Annotated in this window: 5 protein-coding genes (1 of these 5 only partly in view); 3 read left to right on the top strand and 2 right to left on the bottom strand. The window is 73.9% G+C overall.

Annotated features, from left to right (window positions below; translation table 11 throughout):
• The 3 genes in view from ACZ7OU_RS35335 to ACZ7OU_RS35325 are tightly spaced (each overlapping or abutting the next) and all read left to right on the top strand, a layout consistent with a single transcriptional unit that may run on beyond the window.
• Positions 1 to 5,287, top strand: partial view of an SDR family NAD(P)-dependent oxidoreductase gene (locus ACZ7OU_RS35335; protein WP_470258556.1) — the final stretch only. It extends 10,949 nt beyond the left edge of the window; only the last 5,287 of its 16,236 coding nucleotides appear in the window; the start codon falls outside the window, past its left edge; its stop codon occupies positions 5,285 to 5,287.
• Positions 5,288 to 17,719: an SDR family NAD(P)-dependent oxidoreductase gene (locus ACZ7OU_RS35330; protein ID WP_470258555.1), complete on the top strand. Its 12,432-nt coding sequence runs from the start codon at positions 5,288 to 5,290 to the stop codon at positions 17,717 to 17,719.
• Positions 17,631 to 18,887 (top strand): activator-dependent family glycosyltransferase, encoded by a 1,257-nt coding sequence (locus ACZ7OU_RS35325; protein WP_470258554.1) that lies wholly within the window; start codon positions 17,631 to 17,633, stop codon positions 18,885 to 18,887. The genes ACZ7OU_RS35330 and ACZ7OU_RS35325 overlap by 89 nt, the downstream gene beginning before the upstream one ends.
• Here the strand turns inward: ACZ7OU_RS35325 and ACZ7OU_RS35320 are convergent.
• Positions 18,867 to 19,295, bottom strand: a complete 429-nt coding sequence (locus ACZ7OU_RS35320; RefSeq protein WP_470258553.1) for a hypothetical protein — start codon at positions 19,293 to 19,295, stop codon at positions 18,867 to 18,869. The two genes, ACZ7OU_RS35325 and ACZ7OU_RS35320, sit on opposite strands and share 21 nt — an antisense overlap.
• Entirely contained in the window at positions 19,292 to 20,218 is a 927-nt protein-coding gene (locus ACZ7OU_RS35315) for a diiron oxygenase (RefSeq protein ID WP_470258552.1), read from the bottom strand. The genes ACZ7OU_RS35320 and ACZ7OU_RS35315 overlap by 4 nt, the downstream gene beginning before the upstream one ends.

The following is a 20,218-nucleotide window of genomic DNA, read 5'->3' as shown; positions in this document are numbered from 1 at the left end:
CGACTGGACGGTGTTCGGACCCGCCTACTCCGTCGCGCGCGAGCGGCCGTTGCTGGCCGAGGTGTTCGACGAGCCCGGCCTGGTCGTCGCCGGCATCGACGAGCCCGAACGGCCGCGCCCGGTCGTCGGCGATGCCCTCCCGCTGGTCCGTGCGCAGGTGGCCGCGGTGCTGGGGATGGACTCCGGGGACGCCGTCGACGTCCGGCGGGCGTTCCGGGAGCTGGGCTTCGACTCGGTCACCGCCGTCGAACTGCGCAACCGGCTGAACCGCGCCACCGGCGCGAACCTGCCGCCGACCGTCGTGTTCGACCACCCGAACTGCGCCGCGCTCGCCGCCTCCCTGACCGGGCCCGCGCCGGAGCCGGTGGTGGCCGCCACGCCGGTCGGCGAGCCGATCGCGATCGTCGCGATGAGCTGCCGGTTCCCCGGCGGGGTCACCTCGCCCGAGGACCTGTGGCGGCTGGTCGCCGCCGAGGCCGACGCCATCTCCGGGTTCCCGGCCGACCGCGGCTGGACCGTCTCCGGCAGCGGCGGGTTCCTCTACGACGCCGCCGAGTTCGACGCGGGCTTCTTCGGGATCTCCCCGCGCGAGGCGACCGCGATGGACCCGCAGCAACGGCTGATGCTGGAGTGCTCGTGGGAGGCCTTCGAACGCGCGGGCATCGATCCCACGTCGCTGCGCGGCAGCCGGACCGGCGTGTTCGTCGGCGCGCTGGCCCAGGACTACGGCCCCCGGATGCACCAGGCGCCGGCGGACTTCGCGGGCTACCTGGCCACCGGCAGCACCGGCAGCGTGCTCTCGGGCCGGATCGCCTACACCTTCGGGCTGGAGGGCCAGGCCGTCACCATCGACACCGGCTGCTCGTCGGCCCTGGTGGCGTTGCACAACGCGTGCCAGTCGCTGCGGCAGGGCGAGTGCTCGATGGCGCTGGTCGGCGGCGTCACCGTGATGTCCAGCCCCGGTGCGTTCGCGGAGTTCGAACGGCTGGGCGGGATCGCCGCCGACGGCCGCTGCAAGCCGTTCGCGGACGCCGCCGACGGCACCGGCTGGAGCGAAGGCGCGGGCATGCTGCTCGTCGAGCCGCTGTCCGAGGCTCGCCGCAACGGCCACCCGGTACTCGCGGTGATCCGCGGCAGCGCGGTCAACCAGGACGGTGCGTCGAACGGCCTGACCGCGCCGAGCGGGTCCGCGCAGCAGCGCGTGATCCGGCAGAGCCTGGCCAACGCGGGCCTGGCGCCGTCCGATGTGGACGTCGTGGAGGCGCACGGAACCGGGACGCGGCTGGGTGACCCGATCGAGGCGCAGGCGGTGCTGGCGACCTACGGCCAGGACCGGACCGAGCCGGTGTTGCTGGGGTCGGTGAAGTCCAACATCGGGCACACACAGGCGGCCGCGGGGGTGGCCGGCGTGCTGAAGATGGTGCTGGCGATGCGGCACGGCGTGGTGCCGGCGAGCCTGCACATCGACGAGCCGTCGTCCTTTGTGGACTGGACGGCCGGCTCGGTGGCGCTCGCCAAGGAGTCGGTGGGGTGGCCCGAGGCCGACCGGCCGCGACGGGCCGGCGTCTCGTCGTTCGGGGTCGGCGGCACCAACGCGCACGTGATCATCGAGCAGGTCCCGGTGGCGGAGGTCGCCGACCGGCCGGACGACGGTCTGGTGCCTTGGGTGGTGTCCGCTCAGTCGGCGAACGCGTTGCGGGAGCAGGTCCGACGGCTGCCCGAGTGCCCGGAGGCGGCGATCGACGTCGGCTACTCGCTGGTGACCGGTCGTGCCGCCTTCGACCATCGCGCGGTGGTCCTGGGGGATCGGACGGTCGACGGTGTCGCCGGACCGGTGGCCAAGACGGTGTTCGTTTTCCCAGGCCAGGGTTCGCAGTGGATGGGAATGGCGACGGAGTTGTGGGAGTCGTCGCCGGTGTTCGCGGAGTGGATGGATCGCTGTGCGGCCGCACTGGCGCCTCTCGACCTGCGGGACGCTCTGAATAGCGACCGGGTTGAGGTGGTTCAGCCCGCTTTGTGGGCGGTGATGGTGTCGCTGGCCGGGTTGTGGCGGTCGTTCGGTGTCGAGCCCGATGCGGTGGTGGGGCATTCGCAGGGCGAGATAGCCGCGGCGTGCGTCGCGGGCGCACTGTCGCTTCAGGACGGCGCGAAGGTTGTGGTGGAGCGCAGCCGGCTCATCGCGGAGAGGCTGGCGGGCCTGGGCGCGATGGCGTCGGTGACGCTTCCGGAAGGCCACGTGTTAGACGACCGGCTGTCAGTAGCTGTGGTGAACGGGCCGAACTCTGTGGTGGTGTCCGGGGATCCCGAGGCAATCGATGAGCTTCTGCTGACTGTTCCGGGCAAGCGGATCGCGGTGGACTACGCGTCGCATTCGGTGCACGTGGAGTCGGTGCGGGATGAACTGCTGGCGTCGCTGGGTGAGATCACCCCGAAACCGCCGACGATCCCGTTCTGCTCGACAGTGTCCGACGAGGCGACCTTCGACGCGGAGTACTGGTACCAGAACCTCCGTCAGACCGTGCAGTTCGAGAAGGCCGTCCAGTCCCTGGGCGATGCGGTCTTCCTGGAGATGAGCCCGCACCCCGTGCTGACCATGCACATCGAGGGCACCGCCATCGGCTCGCTGCGTCGCGGGGACGGCGGACTCGAGCGGTTCCTGACGTCGCTGGCCGAGGCGTACGTCCAGGGCGTCGAGGTCGACTGGACGCCCCTGGTCGAGGGCGGCCGGTCGGTGGACCTGCCCACCTACCCCTTCCAGCGCCAGCGTTACTGGCTGAACGCCGACGACACGGACGCGACCCTGCACGACCACCCGTTCATCACCACGGTGACCACACTGGCGGACTCGGCCACGACGGTGTTCACCGGCCGGCTCGACCCGGACCGGATGCCCTGGCTCGCCGAACACGCCGTCGGGGACACGGTGTTGTTGCCCGGCACGGCCTTCCTCGACCTCGCGCTGTGGGCCGGCGACCAGGTCGGCTCCCCGAGGGTGGCCGAGCTGACGCTCGAATCCCCGTTGGCGCTGCCGGGTCCGGTCACAGTCCAGCTCACGGTCGACGCCCCGGACCAGTCCGGCCACCGGCCGGTGCGGGTGTACTCCCAGGCGGCGGACGCGTCCTGGACCAGGCACGCGTCCGGCGTCCTCGCCGCCGACGTCTACACGTCCGGCGAACCGGTGCCGTGGCCGCCCGCGGACGCGGAACCCATCGACGTGCCCGCCCTCTACGACAAGCTGGCCGACCTCGGCTACCGCTACGGGCCCGCGTTCGGCGGCCTGCGGTCGGCGTTCCGCGCGGGGACGGACCTCTACGCCGAAGTGGCGCTTCCCGAGCGGCTTCGGCCGGAGGCGCGCCGGTTCCGGCTGCACCCCGCGCTGCTCGACGCGGCCCTGCACGTCATCGGGGCCGACCGGACCAAGCCCGCCCTGCCGTTCTCGTGGAGCGGGGTCTCGCTCACCGCGCCCGGGGCGTCCGCGCTCCGGGTCCGGATCTCCCTGCGCGACCACGACGTCGTCTCGATGCGGCTCTCCGACGACCACGGCACCGAGATCGCGACGGTGGACGCGCTGGCGTTCCGCTCGGCCACCCCGCACGACCGGCTGTTCCGGGTGGACTGGAGCCCGGCCCCCGAAGGAGCGCCGGAGGGGTCGTACACGGTCGTCACGGACCTCGCCGAACTGCGGGACGTCCCCGCGACCGTCTTCCTGAACGCCCGGTACACCGGCGAAACCGTGCGGGAAGCCACCGTCGGGATGCTCGCGGTGGTGCAGGAGTGGCTGGACGACGGCCGGTTCAGCGCGTCGCGGCTGGCGGTCGTGACCCAGGGCGCGGACCTCGCCCGCGGGGCGGTCCAGGGCCTGGTGCGGTCGGCCTGCTCGGAGAACCCGGACCGGTTCGCCCTCGTCGACCTGCCCGACGGCGACCTCCCGGTGCACGCGGTCCTGGCGGCGCTGGCCGCCGGGGAGACGGAGTGCGGCGTCCGGGACGGGAGCGTCCGCGTTCCGCGGCTGACCCGGGTGACCGGCGAGCCCGGGACCCCGGTCTGGGACACCACGGGCACGGTGCTGATCACCGGCGGCACCGGCGTGCTGGGCGGGCTGGTGGCCCGGCACCTCGTCGCCGAGCACGGCGTCCGCAGCCTGGTCCTGGTCAGCCGGCAGGGGCACGCCCCCGGCCTGGTGGCGGACCTCGAAGCCGCCGGTGCCCTGGTGACGGTGGCCGCCTGCGACGTGTCCGACCGGGACGCGCTCGCCCGCGTCCTCGACGACGTCCCGGCCGGGTTCCCGCTGCGCGGGGTGGTGCACGCCGCCGGCGTCGTGGCCGACGGGATCATCGATTCCCTGACCCCGCAACGGATGGACGCCGTCCTGGCGCCCAAGGCCGACGCCGCGTGGCACCTGCACGAGCTGACGAAGGACCTCTCGCAGTTCGTGCTGTTCTCCTCCGCGGCCGGCGTGTTCGGCACGCCGGGGCAGGGCAACTACGCGGCGGCGAACGGGTTCCTGGACGCGCTCGCGCGCCACCGCCGGGCCGCCGGACTGCCCGCGGTGTCCCTCGCGTGGGGCATGTGGGAGCAGCGCAGCGGGCTGACCGGCGGGCTGGGTGACACCGACGTGGCACGCATGGCCCAGTGGGGCGTGCGCCCGCTGCCGGCGACCGAAGGGCTCGCGTTGTTCGACGCCGCCTGCGCCCGGGACGAGCCGGTGCTGGTCCCGGTCCGGCTGGACGTCACCGCGGTCGGGGAGGTGCCCGGCCTGCTGCGGGGACTGGTCGCCGCGAAGGCACCGGTCCAGGTCGAGGCCGGGCTCGCCCAGCGTCTGGCGTCGCTGCCGGAAGCCGGTCAGCACCGCGCGCTGCTGGACCTGGTGCGGGGACACGCGGCGGCGGTGCTCGGCCATCCCGCGCCGGACCTGGTCGAGCCGACCCGCGGGTTCATGGACGCGGGTTTCGACTCGCTGACCGCGTTGGAACTGCGCAACCGGCTGGCGGCGGTGACCGGCGTGCGGCTGCCCACCACGGCGCTGTTCGACCACCCGACGCCGGTCGCGCTGGCCCGGTGCCTGCACGGCGAGCTGGTGGGCGGCCCGTGGTCGCCGCTCGACGAACTGGACCGCTTGGAGGCCCGGTTGCGGGAGTCGGCCGACGACGACACGCGCCTGGCGGTGGCGGGCCGCCTGCGGTCGCTGCTGGCGGGCCTCGGCGGCGGCGCGGACACCACGAGCCTCGACTCCGCCACCGACGACGAACTGTTCGAGCTGGTCGACGACGATCTGGGGATCCTCTAGATGGACAACGAACAGAAACTGCGCGACTACCTCAAGCGGACCATCGCCGACCTGCAGCAGACCCGGAGCCAGCTGCGCGAGGCCCGGTCGGAGGCGGCCGAGCCGATCGCGATCGTCGGCATGGGCTGCCGGTTGCCCGGCGGGGTGATGAGCCCGGCCGACCTGTGGAGGCTGGTCTCCCAGGGCGTGGACGCCGTCTCGGAGTTCCCCGCTGACCGCGGCTGGGACCTCGACGCCCTGTACGACGCCGATCCCCGTCGCACCGGCACGAGCTACACGCGTCACGGCGGCTTCCTGCACGACGCCGCACTGTTCGACCCCGGCCTGTTCGGCGTGTCCCCGCGCGAGGCGCTGGCGATGGACCCGCAGCAGCGGATCATGCTGGAGACCACCTGGGAGGCCCTGGAAAACGCCGGGATCGACCCGCTTTCGGTGCGGGGCAGCGACACCGGCGTCTTCACCGGCGTGATGTACCAGGACTACGCCAGCCGCCTGCACCGGATCCCGGACGGGTTCGAGGGACAGCTCAGCATCGGCAGCTCGCCGAGTGTCGTCTCCGGCCGGGTGTCCTACACGTTCGGCCTCGAAGGCCCGGCGGTCACCGTGGACACCGCGTGCTCGTCGTCCCTGGTCGCCCTGCACCTGGCGAGCCAGTCGCTGCGCCGCCGGGAGTGCTCGCTGGCCCTGACCGGGGGCGTCGCGGTGATGGCCACGCCGGGCACGTTCATCGACTTCAGCCGGCAGGGCGGGCTGGCCCCGGACGGCCGGTGCAAGGCGTTCGCGGCCGCGGCCGACGGCGCCGGGTTCGCCGAAGGCGCCGGCGTACTGGTGCTCGAACGGCTGGCCGACGCCCGGCGCCACGGCCACCCGGTGCTCGCGCTGGTGCGCGGGAGCGCCGTCAACCAGGACGGCGCGAGCAGCCGGCTGACCGCGCCGAGCGGGCCGGCGCAGCAACGCGTGATCCGGCAGGCCCTGGCCGACGCGCGGCTCACGCCCGCCGACGTCCACGCCGTCGAGGCGCACGGGACCGGCACCACCCTCGGCGACCCCATCGAGGCGCACGCCCTGCTGGCGACCTACGGGCAGGACCGGGCCGAGCCGCTGTGGCTGGGCTCGGTCAAGTCCAACATCGGGCACACACAGGCCGCCGCCGGGGTGGCGGGCGTGATCAAGATGGTCCTGGCCATGCGGCACGGCACGCTGCCGAAGACCCTGCACGTGGACTCGCCGTCGACGCAGATCGACTGGTCGGCGGGTGCGGTGGAGCTGCTGACCGACCAGCGCCCGTGGCCGGATCCGATCCGGCGGGCCGCTGTCTCGTCGTTCGGCGCCAGCGGGACCAACGCGCACGCGATCCTGGAACAGGCACCCGCACTGGAAGAAGAAGCCGGTGAGCGGTTCGCCGGGCCGGTGCCGTGCCTGCTGTCCGCCCACAGCGCGACGGCGTTGCGCGCCCAGGCCGAACGGCTCTCGGCGCACCTGGCCGGGACCGACGTCGACGTGCTGGACGTGGCGCACACCCTGGCCGGCCGGGCGATGCTCGGCGAGCGGGCCTTCGTCGTCGCCGACGACCGGGACACCTTGATCACCGCCCTCGGCCGGCTCGGGAGCGAAGCGGCGGCGGACGGACGTGTCGCGTTCCTGTTCTCCGGTCAGGGTTCCCAGCGGGCGGGCATGGGGCGTGAGCTGGCCGCGACCTTCCCGGCATTCGCCCGCGCGTGGGACGAGATCGGCACCCACCTCGACCTCCGGACGGACGCCGAGGCGCTGGAGCGGACCGGGTTCGCCCAGCCCGCCCTGTTCGCGCTCGAAGTCGCCCTGTTCCGGTTGCTGGAGTCCTGGGGGCTGCGCCCGGACGCGGTGTTGGGCCATTCGATCGGCGAGGTCGCGGCGGCGCACGTGGCCGGCGTGCTGTCCCTTGTGGACGCTTGCACGCTGGTGTCCGCGCGGGGACGTCTGATGCAGGAGCTCCCCGCGGGCGGCGCGATGGTGGCGGTCCGGGCCACCGAGGAGGCGATCCGGCCGTTGCTGGGCGCGGGCGTCGACCTCGCGGCGGTCAACGGCCCGTCGTCGGTGGTGCTCTCCGGTGACGAGGACGCCGTGCTGGCCGTGGCCGCGCGGTTCGAGGAGTCGAAGCGGCTGCGGGTGAGCCACGCGTTCCACTCGGCGCGGATGGAGCCGATGCTCGCGGACTTCCGCCGCGTCGTCTCGCGCCTCTCCTTTCGGCCGCCCGAAACCCGGATCGTGGCCGGTGACGTCACGGACCCGGAGTACTGGATGCGCCAGGTCCGGGAGCCGGTCCGGTTCGCCGACGGGATGCGGACGCTGCTCGACCTCGGCGTCCGGTCCTTTGTGGAGGTCGGGCCGGACGGCGTGCTGTCGGCGATGGGCCAGGACTGCGTGGGGGAGACGGACGCGGCCCTGGTGCCCGCCTTGCGCCGGGACCGTCCGGAGCCGCACTCGGTCGTCACCGCGGTGGCCCGGCTGCACGGGCGGGGCGTCCCGGTCGACTGGACGAAGTACTTCGCGGACACCGGGGCGCGCGCGGTGGAGCTGCCCACCTATGCGTTCCAGCGCAAGCGGTTCTGGCTCGACGCACCCCGCGAGGCGGACGACGTCACGTCGGTCGAGCTGGCCGGAGTCGACGGCCTGCTGCTCACCAAGAAGCTGTCGCTGCGGTCGCACCCCTGGCTGGCCGACCACGCCGTGCTGGGCTCGGTGCTCCTGCCGGGCACGGCGCTGCTGGAGCTGGCGGTGCAGGCCGGTGACCGCGTGGGCTGCGGCCGGGTCTCCGAACTCACCCTGCACGCCCCGATCGTCCTGCCCGCCACCGGCGAGATCGACCTGCAGCTGCGGGTGGACGAGCAGCGGGCACTGACCATCCACTCCCGCGACGGCGGCGAGTGGGTGCACAACGCGAGCGGCCTGCTGTCCGAGGGCGCGCCCGAGACCTTCCGGCTCACCGAGTGGCCGCCGGCCGAGGCCGTCGCCGTCGAGGTGGCCGATCACTACGAACGGCTCGCCGACGCGGGGCTCCGCTACGGGCCGGCGTTCCGTGGGTTGCGGGCAGCCTGGCGGCGCGGCGACGAGGTGTTCGCCGAAGTCGCGCTGCAGGACGCCCACCTCCCGGCGGTGCTCGACGCGGCCCTGCACGCGATCGGGCTGGGACCCCTCGGCGACTCGGGTCTCGCGCAGCTGCCGTTCGCCTGGCACGACGTCGAGTTGTACGCCACCGGCGCGTCGACGATCCGGGTCCGGATCACCCCGGCCGGTCCTGCCGCCGTCGCCCTCGAGATCGCCGACGGCACCGGGCTGCCGGTCGCCTCGATCGGCTCGCTGACGCTGCGACCGGCTACGAAGGACTCGAAGCACGACAGCATGTACCGCGTCGAGTGGGTCCCGGTGCCAGGCGGTTCGCCCGCTGGGGACGTGGTGCTGGCCAGGTTCGACGCCGGGGCCGACCTCCCCGAGGGCGGCGGGCAGGCGGCCCGCAGTGCGCTGGAGGAGGTGCGGGGGTGGCTCGCGGACGGGCGGCCGGGACGGCTGGCGGTCGTCGCAGGGGCCGTCGGTGCCGACGACGTGGTCCTGGCCAGGTTCGATACCGCAGCTGACCTCCCCGAAGGCGGTGGGCAGGCGGCCCGCCGCGCCCTGGAGCAGGTCCAGCGGTGGCTCGCCGAAGAGCGACCGGAACGGCTCGCCTTCGTCACCCGGGGTGCCGTGACCGTCGGCGCCGAGGACGTCACGGACCTGGCGAACGCCCCCGTGTGGGGCCTGCTGAGGTCCGCGCAGAACGAGCACCCGGACCGGTTCCTGCTCGTGGACCTCGACGATGACCCGGAGTCGGAGCGGCTCCTGCCGGACCTGCTCGGCGCCGGTGAACCCCAGCTGGCGATCCGCGCCGGGATCGGCTACGCACCCCGGCTCACCCGGTTCACCACAGGCAGCAAGCGCCTGGACGTGTCCACGCCGGGCACCCTCGACGGCCTCGCGTGGGTCCCGGCGCCGGAGGCGGAACGACCCCTCGGTCCCGGCGAGGTGCGGGTCGAAATGCGCGCCGCCGGGGTGAACTTCCGCGATGTGATGGTCACCCTCGGCCTGTACCCCGGAAAGGCGGCGATCGGCTGCGAAGGGGCCGGTGTGGTCACCGAAGCCGGTCCGGGCGTGACCCGGTTCCGGCCCGGTGACCGGGTGTTCGGCCTGTTCGGGAGTGCGTTCGGCACGCTCACCGTGACCGATCAGCGGCTGCTGGCGCCGACCCCGGCCGGCTGGACCGCCGAGCAGGCCGCAGCCGTGCCGCTCGTGTTCCTCACCGCCTACTACGGGCTGCACGACCTCGCCGGAGTCCGGGCCGGCGAGCGGGTGCTCGTGCACGCGGCGGCCGGCGGGGTCGGGATGGCGGCGGTTCAGCTGGCCCGGCACTTCGGTGCCGAGGTGTTCGGCACCGCCGGCCCTGGCAAACAGGCAGCGTCCACTTTGGACGACGACCACTTCGCCTCGTCGCGGGAACTGGGCTTCGAGGAGAAGTTCCCGCAGGTCGACGTCGTGCTCAACTCGCTGGCCCGGGAGTTCGTGGACGCGTCGCTGCGGCTGCTGGCATCCGGCGGCCGGTTCCTCGAGATGGGCAAGACCGACATCCGCGAACCTGTCGACGTCGGCTATCGGGCGTTCGACCTGTTCGAAGCCGGTACCGACCGGCTCGGGGAGATGCTCAGCGAGATCGTCACCCTGTTCGAGCGGGGCGTGCTCGGCCACCTGCCCGTGACCACCTGGCCGCTCGGCCGGGCCGAACAGGCGTTCCGGCACCTCGTCCAGGCCAAGCACGTCGGCAAGGTCGTCCTGACCGTGCCGAAACCCCTCGACCCCGACGGCACGGTCCTCATCACCGGCGGCACCGGCGCGCTGGGCGGCCTCCTCGCCCGGCACCTGGTGACCCGGCACGGCATCCGGCACCTGGTGCTCGCGAGCCGTCGCGGCGAAGCCCCCGAGCTGTGCGCGGAACTGACCGCCCTCGGCGCCGATGTCACCGCGGTCGCCTGCGATCTGGCCGACCGCGCGGCCGTCGCGCGGATGCTGGCCGCGATCCCGCACCGGTTGACGGCGGTGGTGCACGCGGCCGGCGTGGTCGCCGACGCCACCGTCTCCGCCTTGACGCCGGACCGGCTCGACGAGGTGCTGCGGCCCAAGCTGGACGCCGCGTGGCACCTGCACGAGCTGACCGCGGACCTCTCGGCGTTCGTGCTGTTCTCGTCGGCGGCCGGGATCCTCGGCGGGCCGGGCCAGGCCAACTACGCGGCCGGCAACGCCTTCCTCGACGCCCTCGCCCAGCACCGCCGCGCGAACGGCCTGCCCGGCGTCTCCCTGGCCTGGGGCGCTTGGGACCACGGTATGGCCGGTCAGCTGGACGAACGAGACCGCGCCCGCATCACCGGGTCGGGCATCGCGGCCCTGTCCGACGAGGAGGGGCTGGCGCTGTTCGACGCCGCGCTCGGCGCGGAGGAGGCGGTGCTGGTCCCGGTCCGGTTCGACCCGGCCGCGCTGCGCTCGGAGTCGCCGTTGCTGCGACGCCTGGTGCGCGGCCGGACCCGCCGGGTGGCCGAAGCTGCCGTTATATCCACTGTGGACACTTCGGAACCCGCGCTGCTGGACCTCGTGTGCGAGCACGCGGCGATGGTGCTCGGGTTCGGCTCGGCGGCGGAGATCGACCGCGGCCTGGCCTTCCGGGAGCTGGGCTTCGACTCGCTCACCTCGGTCGAGCTGCGCAACCGGCTGGGCGCCGCCAGCGGGCTGCGGCTGCCGTCCACGCTGGTGTTCGACCAGCCGACCCCGGTCGCGCTGGCCGCCCTGCTGCACCGGGAACTGGCCGGCGGGCCGGTGGAGACCGCGCCCGCCGTCCGGGCCGCGGCCGCCGACGAGCCGATCGCCATCGTGTCGATGAGCTGCCGGTTGCCCGGCGGGGCGGACTCTCCCGAGGACCTGTGGAACCTGGTCGCCGCCGGCCGGGACGCCATCGGGGCGTTCCCCGCCGACCGCGGCTGGGACATCGGCGGGCTGGGCCCCGCCGGCGGCGGGTTCCGGTACGACGCCGCCGAGTTCGACGCGGGCTTCTTCGGGATCTCCCCGCGCGAGGCACTCGCGATGGACCCGCAGCAGCGGATGCTGCTGGAAGGGTCGTGGACGCTGTTCGAGCGGGCCGGGCTGGACCCCGCGTCGCTGCGCGGTGCGCCGGTCGGCGTCTACGTCGGTGCGATCAACAACGCCTACGCCGAAAGCATGGGCAGCGCCCGCGACAGCGTCGAGGGCTACCTGGTGACCGGCACGATGAACAGCGTCGCCTCGGGCCGGCTGGCCTACACGTACGGGTTCGAGGGCCCGGCGATCACCGTCGACACCGCGTGCTCGTCGTCCCTGGTGGCGGTCCACCTGGCGGCCCAGGCACTCCGCCAGGGCGAGTGTTCGCTGGCCGTGGCCGGTGGCGTGACCATCTCGGCGAACCCGGACATCTTCGTCGAGTTCGGCAAGCAGCAGGCGCTGTCCGCGGACGGCCGCTGCAAGGCGTTTTCGGCGGCCGCCGACGGGTTCGGGGTGGCCGACGGCCTCGGCCTGGTGCTGCTCGAACGGCTCTCCGACGCCCGGCGCCACGGCCACCGGGTGCTGGCCGTGGTGCGCGGCTCGGCCGTCAACCAGGACGGCGCTTCCAACGGGCTGACCGCGCCGAGCGGGCCGGCCCAGCAGCGGGTGATCGGCCAGGCGCTGGCGAACGCGGGCCTGCGACCGTCCGATGTGGACGTCGTCGAGGCGCACGGGACGGGCACCCGCCTCGGTGACCTGATCGAGGCGCAGGCCCTGTCGGCCGCCTACGGGCCGGTCCGGGTGGGTTCGGTCAAGTCCAACATCGGGCACGCCCAGGCGGCCGCGGGCGTGGCCGGGCTGATCAAGATGGTGCAGGCGCTGCGCGCGGGCGTGCTGCCGAAGACCCTGCACGTCGAGACGCCGCTGCCGGAGCTGGCGGAGCTGCGGCTGCTGAGCGAGGCGGAGGACTGGCCGGAGACCGGCCGGCCGCGCCGGGCCGGGGTGTCGTCCTTCGGGATCAGCGGCACCAACGCGCACCTCGTGGTGGAGCAGGCGCCGGCCGACTCGGCGTTACCGTCCACTTCGGACGCGTTGGTGCCGTGGGTGGTGTCGGCCCGCAGCGCGCGGGCGCTGACGGCCCGGCTGGACGACCTGCGGTCGCACGTGCTGGCGCACCCCGAGCTGAGTCCCGCCGACGTCGGCTTCAGCCTGGCGACCGGCCGGTCGCTGATGCGGTACCGGTCGGTGGCGATCGGCGAGACCCGCGAGGAGCTGCTCGCACACCTCGGCGCGGTGACCGGCGACGCGCCGACGTCCCCCGGGGCGGTCTTCGTGTTCCCGGGACAGGGTTCGCAGTGGACCGGGATGGCGACCGAGCTGCTGGAGTCCTCGCCCGTGTTCGCCGAGCGGATGCGGGAGTGCGCGACGGCCATCGGGTCCCTTTCGGACGTCGATGTCCTCGCCGCGCTGCGGGACGCATCGGCGCTGGAGCGCGTCGAAGTCGTGCAGCCCACCCTGTTCGCGGTCATGGTGTCGCTGGCCGCGCTGTGGCAGTCCTACGGCGTGCGGCCGGCCGCGGTGATCGGCCACTCCCAAGGCGAGGTCGCGGCCGCCTGCGTCGCCGGTGCCTTGTCGCTCGCCGACGCCGCCCGGGTCGTCGTGACGCGCAGCCGGTTGTTCGCGGAGACCATGGCGGGCAGGGGAGCCGTGCTCGCGGTGGCCCGGCCGGCCGAGCAGGTCGCGCTGGCCCGGTGGGACGGCCGCCTGTCGGTGGCCGGGAGGAACGGGCCCGCGTCCTCGACCGTGGCCGGTGACCTCGACGCGTTGGCCGAGTTCGCCGCGGAATGCGCGGCGACCGGGGTGCGGACCCGGCTGGTGCCGGGCACGATCGCGTCCCATTCGGCCCAGGTGGACGGGATCCGCGACCGGCTGCTGGCCGGGTTGGCCGAGGTGACGCCCCGAGCCGGCGAGGTGCCGTTCTACTCGACGGTCACGGCGTCCCTGCTCGACCCGATGGTCCTGGACGCCGGATACTGGTACCGCAACGTCCGCGAGCCGGTCGACTTCGAAGGCGCCGTCCGGGCGGCCATGGCCGACGGGCACGCCGTGTTCGTCGAGTCCAGCGCGCACCCGGTGCTCACGATGAGCGTCGCCGACATCGGCGCCGTCGCCATCGGGTCGCTCCGCCGCGGCGAGGGGCACCTGCGGCGGTTCCTGACCTCGCTGGCCGAGGCCCACGTCCACGGCGTCGACGTCGGCTGGGAGTTCCCGGCCGACGCGCACCTCGTCGACCTGCCGACGTACCCCTTCCAGCGTGACCGGTACTGGCCGGACGGCGCCCGGTCCGCCGACGTGCGGTCGGCCGGCCTCGACGCCGCGGACCACCCCTTGCTCGGCGCGACCGTGACCCTGGCGGAGTCCGACAGCGTGGTGTGCACCGGACGGCTGTCCCCGGGAACCCAGCCGTGGCTGGCCGACCACGGGGTGAACGGCACGGTGCTGTTCCCCGGCACGGGTTTCGTCGAGCTGGCCCGGCACGCGGGCGACCAGGCCGGCTGCGGCACGCTCGACCAGCTGACCCTGACCACCCCACTCGCCTTGTCCGCTGAGGAAAGCGCGCAGGTGCAGGTCACGGTGAGCGCCCCGGACCCGTCCGGGGCCCGGCCGGTGACCGTCCACTCGCGACGGTCGGACGACGGCTCCTGGACCCGGCACGCCACCGGCCTGGTGACGTCCGAGCCGTCGCGGTCCTTCGAGCTGACCCGGTGGCCGCCCGCCGGCGCGGTCGCGCTGGACCTGGCCGGGCTCTACGAGCGGCTGGCCGAGGCCGGCCTGGTGTACGGCCCCGCGTTCCAGGGCCTGAGCGCGGCCTGGCAGCGCGGCGACGAGCTGTTCGCCGAGGTGTCCCTGCCCGCGGAGATCCGCGACGCCGGCCGCTACGGCCTGCACCCGGCGGTCTTGGACGCCGCACTGCACGTCCTGGGCATCGCCGGCCGGGGCATGCTGCTGCCGTTCGAGTGGTCGGGCGTGTCGTGGCACGCCACCGGCGCGTCGACGCTCCGGGTGCGACTGGCACCGGCGGGCACCGACGCGTTCTCGATCGAACTGGCCGATGCCACGGGCTCGCCGGTGGCGTCGGTCGAGTCGCTGTCGTTCCGGCCGGCCACCGGTGTGCGACCGGACTCGCTGTACCGGCTCGACTGGGCACCGGTGCGGGCCACCGGGCCGGCGGCCGAAGTCGTGTTCGCCGAGCACTTCGCCGGGACTGCGGACGCGCTCGGCCTGATGCAGGACTGGCTGACCCGGGACACCGCCGACCGGCTGGTGTTCGTCACCAGGTCGGCGGTGGCGGCCCGGCCGGGCGACGACGTGACCGACTTGGCGAGGGCCGGCGTCTGGGGGCTGGTCAGGTCCGCGCAGTCGGAGCACCCGGACCGGTTCGGCCTCCTGGATGTGGACGGGGAGCTGCCGGAACGCGCCGTCGCCGCGGCCTTCGGGGCCGGCGAGACGCAGCTGGCGGTCCGGGGCGGCGACCTGCTGGCACCCCGGCTGGAACGGCTCGTCGACGAGGTGCGCCCACCGGACGGCTCCTGGCGGTTGCACAGCGGCGGCGGAGCCCTGCGAGACCTGGCGTTGGCCCCCGCGCCCGAGGCCGACCGGCCGCTGACCACTGGCCAGGTGCGGGTCGCGGTCCGGGCCGCCGGGGTGAACTTCCGGGACGTCATGGTCTCGCTGGGCCTCGTGCCCGAGGGCGACCGGGCGATCGGCGCGGAAGCCGCGGGCGTGGTCGTCGAGATCGGCCCGGACGTCGCGGGTCTCGCACCGGGCGACGCCGTCCTGGGCCTGTTCTCCGGCGCGTTCGGCCCGGTGGCGGTCACCGACCACCGGATGCTGGCGCGGATGCCGCACGGCTGGTCCTACACCGACGCCGCCGCGACCCCGGTCGCGTTCCTGACCGCCTGCTACGCGCTCACCGACCTGGCCGATGTCCAATCCGGACAGTCGGTGCTGGTGCACGCCGCGGCGGGCGGTGTCGGCATGGCCGCCGTGCAGATCGCCAAGCAGCTGGGCGCGGAGGTGTACGCGACGGCGAGCCCGGCCAAGTGGGACACCCTGCGGGCGCTGGGACTGCCGGACGACCACATCGCCTCGTCCCGGGACCTCGAGTTCGAAACCCGGTTCGCCCAGGTTGACGTCGTGCTCAACTCGCTGGCGAACGAGTTCGTCGACGCGTCACTCCGGCTGCTGCGCCCGGGCGGCCGGTTCCTCGAGATGGGCAAGACCGACATCCGCGAACCCGCCGGCGTCGCCTACCGGGCGTTCGACCTGGCCGAAGCCGGGCCGGAGCGGATCGGCCGGATGCTCACCGACGTGCTGGCGATGTTCGCGGCGGGCCGGCTGCGTCCGTTGCCCACCAAGCTGTGGGACGTCCGCCAGGCGCGGGAGGCGTTCCGGTTCATGGCCCAGGCCCGGCACGTGGGCAAGGTCGTGCTGACCGTGCCGCCGCCGCTCGACCCGAAGGGCACGGTGCTGATCACCGGCGGCACCGGCACCCTCGGACGCCGGATCGCCGAGCACCTGGTGGCCGAACACGGTGTGCGGCACCTGCTGCTGACCGCGCGCCGCGAGGACCACCCGCCGGTCGACGTGGACGCCGAAGTCGTCGTCTGCGACGTCGGCGACCGAGCCGACGTCGAGCGGCTGCTGGCGCGGATCCCCGCCGAGCGTCCGCTGACCGCGATCGTGCACGCCGCCGGAGTGCTCGACGACGGCGTCATCGAGTCGCTGACGCCGAGCCGGCTGGACCGGGTCTCCCGGCCGAAAGCCGACGCGGCCTGGCACCTGCACGAGCTCACCCGCGACCTGGACCTGGCCGCGTTCGTGCTGTTCTCCTCCAGCGCCGGCGTCCTCGGCTCCGCCGGCCAAGGCAACTACGCCGCGGCGAACACCGCCCTCGACGCGCTCGCGGCGCACCGGCAGGCGCGCGGACTGCCCGCCGTCTCGCTGGCCTGGGGCCTCTGGGCGGACGAAAGCGGGATGACCGCCACCGCCGACACCGCGCGGCTGTCCCGCTCCGGGCTCAAGGGCCTGTCCACCGCGGAAGGGCTGGCGCTGTTCGACGCCGCACTGGCGGCCGGGCTGCCGATGGTGGTCCCCGCGAAGCTGGAGCGGCGGGCCCGGGCTCCACGTCCGACCGTCCGGTCCGATGTGGACGGTCTCACCCGCCGGCTCGCCGCCCTGCCCGCGGCCGAGCGGGAGAAGACCCTGGTGGAGCTGGTGCGCGGCCACGCGGCCGCCGTGCTCGGCCACGCCGGGCCCGAGGCCGTGGCGCCGGAGCAGGCGTTCCTGGAAGTCGGGTTCGACTCGCTGACCGCGATGGAGCTGCGCAACAGCCTCAACGCGGCGACCGGCCTGCGGCTGCCCGCCAGCGCGGTGTTCGACCACCACACCCCGGCCGGGCTCGCCCGGCACCTGCTGGCCGAGCTCGGCACCGAAGCGCCCGCGACGACGGACCTGCTCGGCGACCTGTTCCGCCGGGCCGTCGCGGACGGCCGCGTCCCGGAAGGCCTCGAACTGATCAAGGCGGCCGGTGGCTTGCGGCCCACCTTCACCTCGGCGGCGCGGCCCCCGCGGCAGGTGCCCCTGTCCACCGGGCCGAACCCGACCAGCCTGCTCTGCTTCCCGTCCCCGATGGTGATGGGCGGCGTCCAGCAGTACGCCCGCCTCGCCGCGCACTGGCGTGACGTGCGCGAGGTGCGGGCCGTGCCGGTGCCGGGCTTCGCCGACGGCGAGCCGCTCCCGGCCACAGTGGACGCTCTGGCCGGCGTGCTCGCCGAGTCCGCGCTGAGCCAGGGTGATCCCGGCGGACAGGTGCTGGTGGGCTACTCCTGGGGCGGCGTGCTCGCGCTGGCCACCGCGGCGGCGCTGGAGCATCGGGGCCGCCGGCCCGCGGGCGTCGTCCTGCTCGACACGCACCTCGGCGAGGTCGACGAGCTCTTCGAGCGCGTGCTGCACGGACTGCTGGAACGAGAAACCCTGTTCGGCCCGTTCACCGGCACCCGGCTGTCGGCGATGGGCCAGTACCTCCGGCTGCTCGGCGGCCACCCCGCGCCGGAGACCACCGCGCCCGTGCTCTTCGTGCGGCCCGAGGGCTCGGCCGGTCTGCGGCCGGGCTGGCCCACGGTGCTGGACGTGCCCGGTGACCACTTCACGATGGTGCGGGAGCACGCCGGCGACACCGCGAACGCGATCGAGGAATGGTTGGGAGAGTTCGATGAAGGTTCTGTTCACGACGCTGGCGGCGAACGCGCACCTGTACAACCTGGTGCCGATGGCGTGGGCGCTGCGCGCGGCCGGGCATGACGTCCGGATCGCCGCCCAGCCGGATCTGACCGACGCCATCGTCCACACGGGACTGCCGGCGGTCGCGGTGGGTCCGGAGCTGGACCTGGCCGGGCTGAGCCGGAAAGCTCAAGAACGGCCGGCCAGCAAGACTGTCTTCGGGTCGGAGTTCGACGTCACCGAGACACGCCCGGACCGGCTCACCCCGGACTACGTCCGCGGCGTGTTCACGACGTGGTGCTCGTTCGGGCTGGAACGGCTCGCCCAGGACGCCGTGCTCGACGACGTCGTCGGGTTCGCCCGGTCCTGGCAGCCGGACCTGGTCGTCTGGGACGCGCTGACGTACCTGGGCCCGATCGCCGCGCGGGCCAGCGGCGCGGCCCACGTCCGGATGCTGTTCGGGCTCGACCACTGGGCCCGCATGCGCGGCCTGTTCACCGGACTGGGCGGCGCCGGGGGAGCGGACCCGATGGCGGAGTGGCTGTCGGCCAAGCTGGAGCGGTACGGCTGCACGTTCGACGAGGACCTAGTACTCGGGCAGCGCACGCTCGACCCGCTGCCGCCGTGGACCCGGTTCCCGACCGGCGTCGACTACCTCCCGGTGCGCCACGTGCCGTACAACGGCCCGTCGGTGGTGCCGTCGTGGCTGTCCGAGCCGCCCGCCCGGCCCCGGGTCTGCGTCACCCTCGGCATGTCCCGGCGCGACCTGTGGGGCGAGGACCGCTTCTCGGTCGACGACCTGTTCGCCGCGGTGGCCGGCCTGGACATCGAGGTGGTCGCGACGCTGACCGCCCAGCAGGCTTCGACGGCCACGGCGGTCCCGGACAACGTGAAGCTGTTCGACTTCGTCCCGCTGGACGCGCTGCTGCCGACGTGCGCGGCGGTGCTCCACCACGGCGGTGCGGGCACGACCGGCAACGCCGTGGCGCACGGGGTGCCGCAGCTGGTGATCCCGGGCAACATGTGGGACAAGGCCGGGCTGGCGGATCGGCTGGCGGAGCAGGGGGCCGGTCTGGTGCTGGAGCACGAGCAGGTCACCGCCGAGCAGCTGCGGGCGCAGTTGCTGAGGCTGCTGGACGATCCGTCGTTCGCCGTGTCGGCGGAGAAGGTGCGGGCGCAGGTTGAGGAGACCCCCGCGCCCGCGCAGGTGGTGGCGGAGCTGGAGCGGTTAGCGAGCGTCCAGGACTGAGGGTTGCCGCTCGGCGGCGGCCACGCCCCAGAACAGGGGTGTGGCGTCGTCGAGAAGCAGCCCCGCCGCCCAGCGCGGCTCGACCAGCAGGACGTCGCCGTCGCACTCGACCGTCCACTCCGGACAGCAGGCCAGCACGACGAGCAGGTCGCTGTCGACCTCCGGCACGACGTCCGGCTCGGTCACCAGTGCCACCGTCACCGTGGCCGCCAGCGGGAGCCGCATCCGCAGGGACAGGCCCGCCGGATGCGGGGAAAGGTCGAAGTCCAGCCCCGTGTCCAGGTCCCGTGCCTTGGTGAGCCACCGCGTCAGGGTGTCGCTCCAGCGCGAGCCGAGGGCGAACCGGGCCAGCTCGGTCTCGGCCGCCAGCGGGACGGACAGCAGCGCCAGCACGTAGTCGCGGATCATGCGAGCAGTCCCGCGTCGAGAAAAGCCTTCGCCACCGACGGTTCCTCGAACACCCCGTTGTCCCGGAGCATGCGCAGCGTCGGTGTCGCGTTGCGCAGCACGGCGTCGCGAGTCCGGGGCGACGCGGACAGGTCGGCGACGATCCGCACCGGGTCGTCGAACTCGCCGGGCATGCTTCGGAGCACGCCGAGCAGCGCGGGTTCGTCCGGCCAGAGGAACGCGAAGATCACCCGGGGCAGCAGTTCGCCGATCTTGCGACGCAGCGGCAGCGGCATCCGCGGCCACAGCAGTTCGAACAGCTGGCGGAAGAACGCGTGGTGCCGGCCCTCGTCCGCGGCGTGGTCCCGCGCGAGCTCGCGCACGGCCGGCTGCACGGACGGATCCTTCGGCAGCTTGGTCAGAGTGCCGGTGATGAGGGTTTCCGAGACGATCGCGAAGAACAGCTTGACCAGCGGCCGGTACGCGGGCAGCTCGGCCGAGTACAGAGCGGCGAGCTCGGTGAGGAACCGCGGCCGGTGGTCGATCGGGACCACCCCGGTCTCGGCGATGACCGCCGACTTGAGCGTGTTGGACATCTCCGCGTGGCCGGCTTCGTCGGTGTAGATCCGCAGCACGTCGTCCTTCATGGCGGTGGGCAGCCACGGCAGGAAGTCCGGTGACCGCAGCAGCGCGCAGATCTCGTTGACCGGCCCCATTTCCAGCCGGACGGTGAACTCCAGGTGCAGGTAGAGGCTGTGGACGAGGATCGCCGAGCGGACGCGGTCCGGCGCCGCGAGCACCGGCGGGCACGCCGACAGCGGGCAGAGATCCGCCGAGAAGTAGTGCCCGCCCGCGGTGAAGGGGGAGTCCCGGTGGGGCTTCGAGCGCACCCAGGACCGCTGGTCCCACTCGGTGAACCTCGACCGGTAGTCGCTTGCTGTCAA

It is taken from the genome of Amycolatopsis sp. NPDC114505, assembly GCF_055633615.1.
Note: the sequence above shows the minus strand (reverse complement) of the source record. Positions and strands in the feature narration are given on the sequence as shown.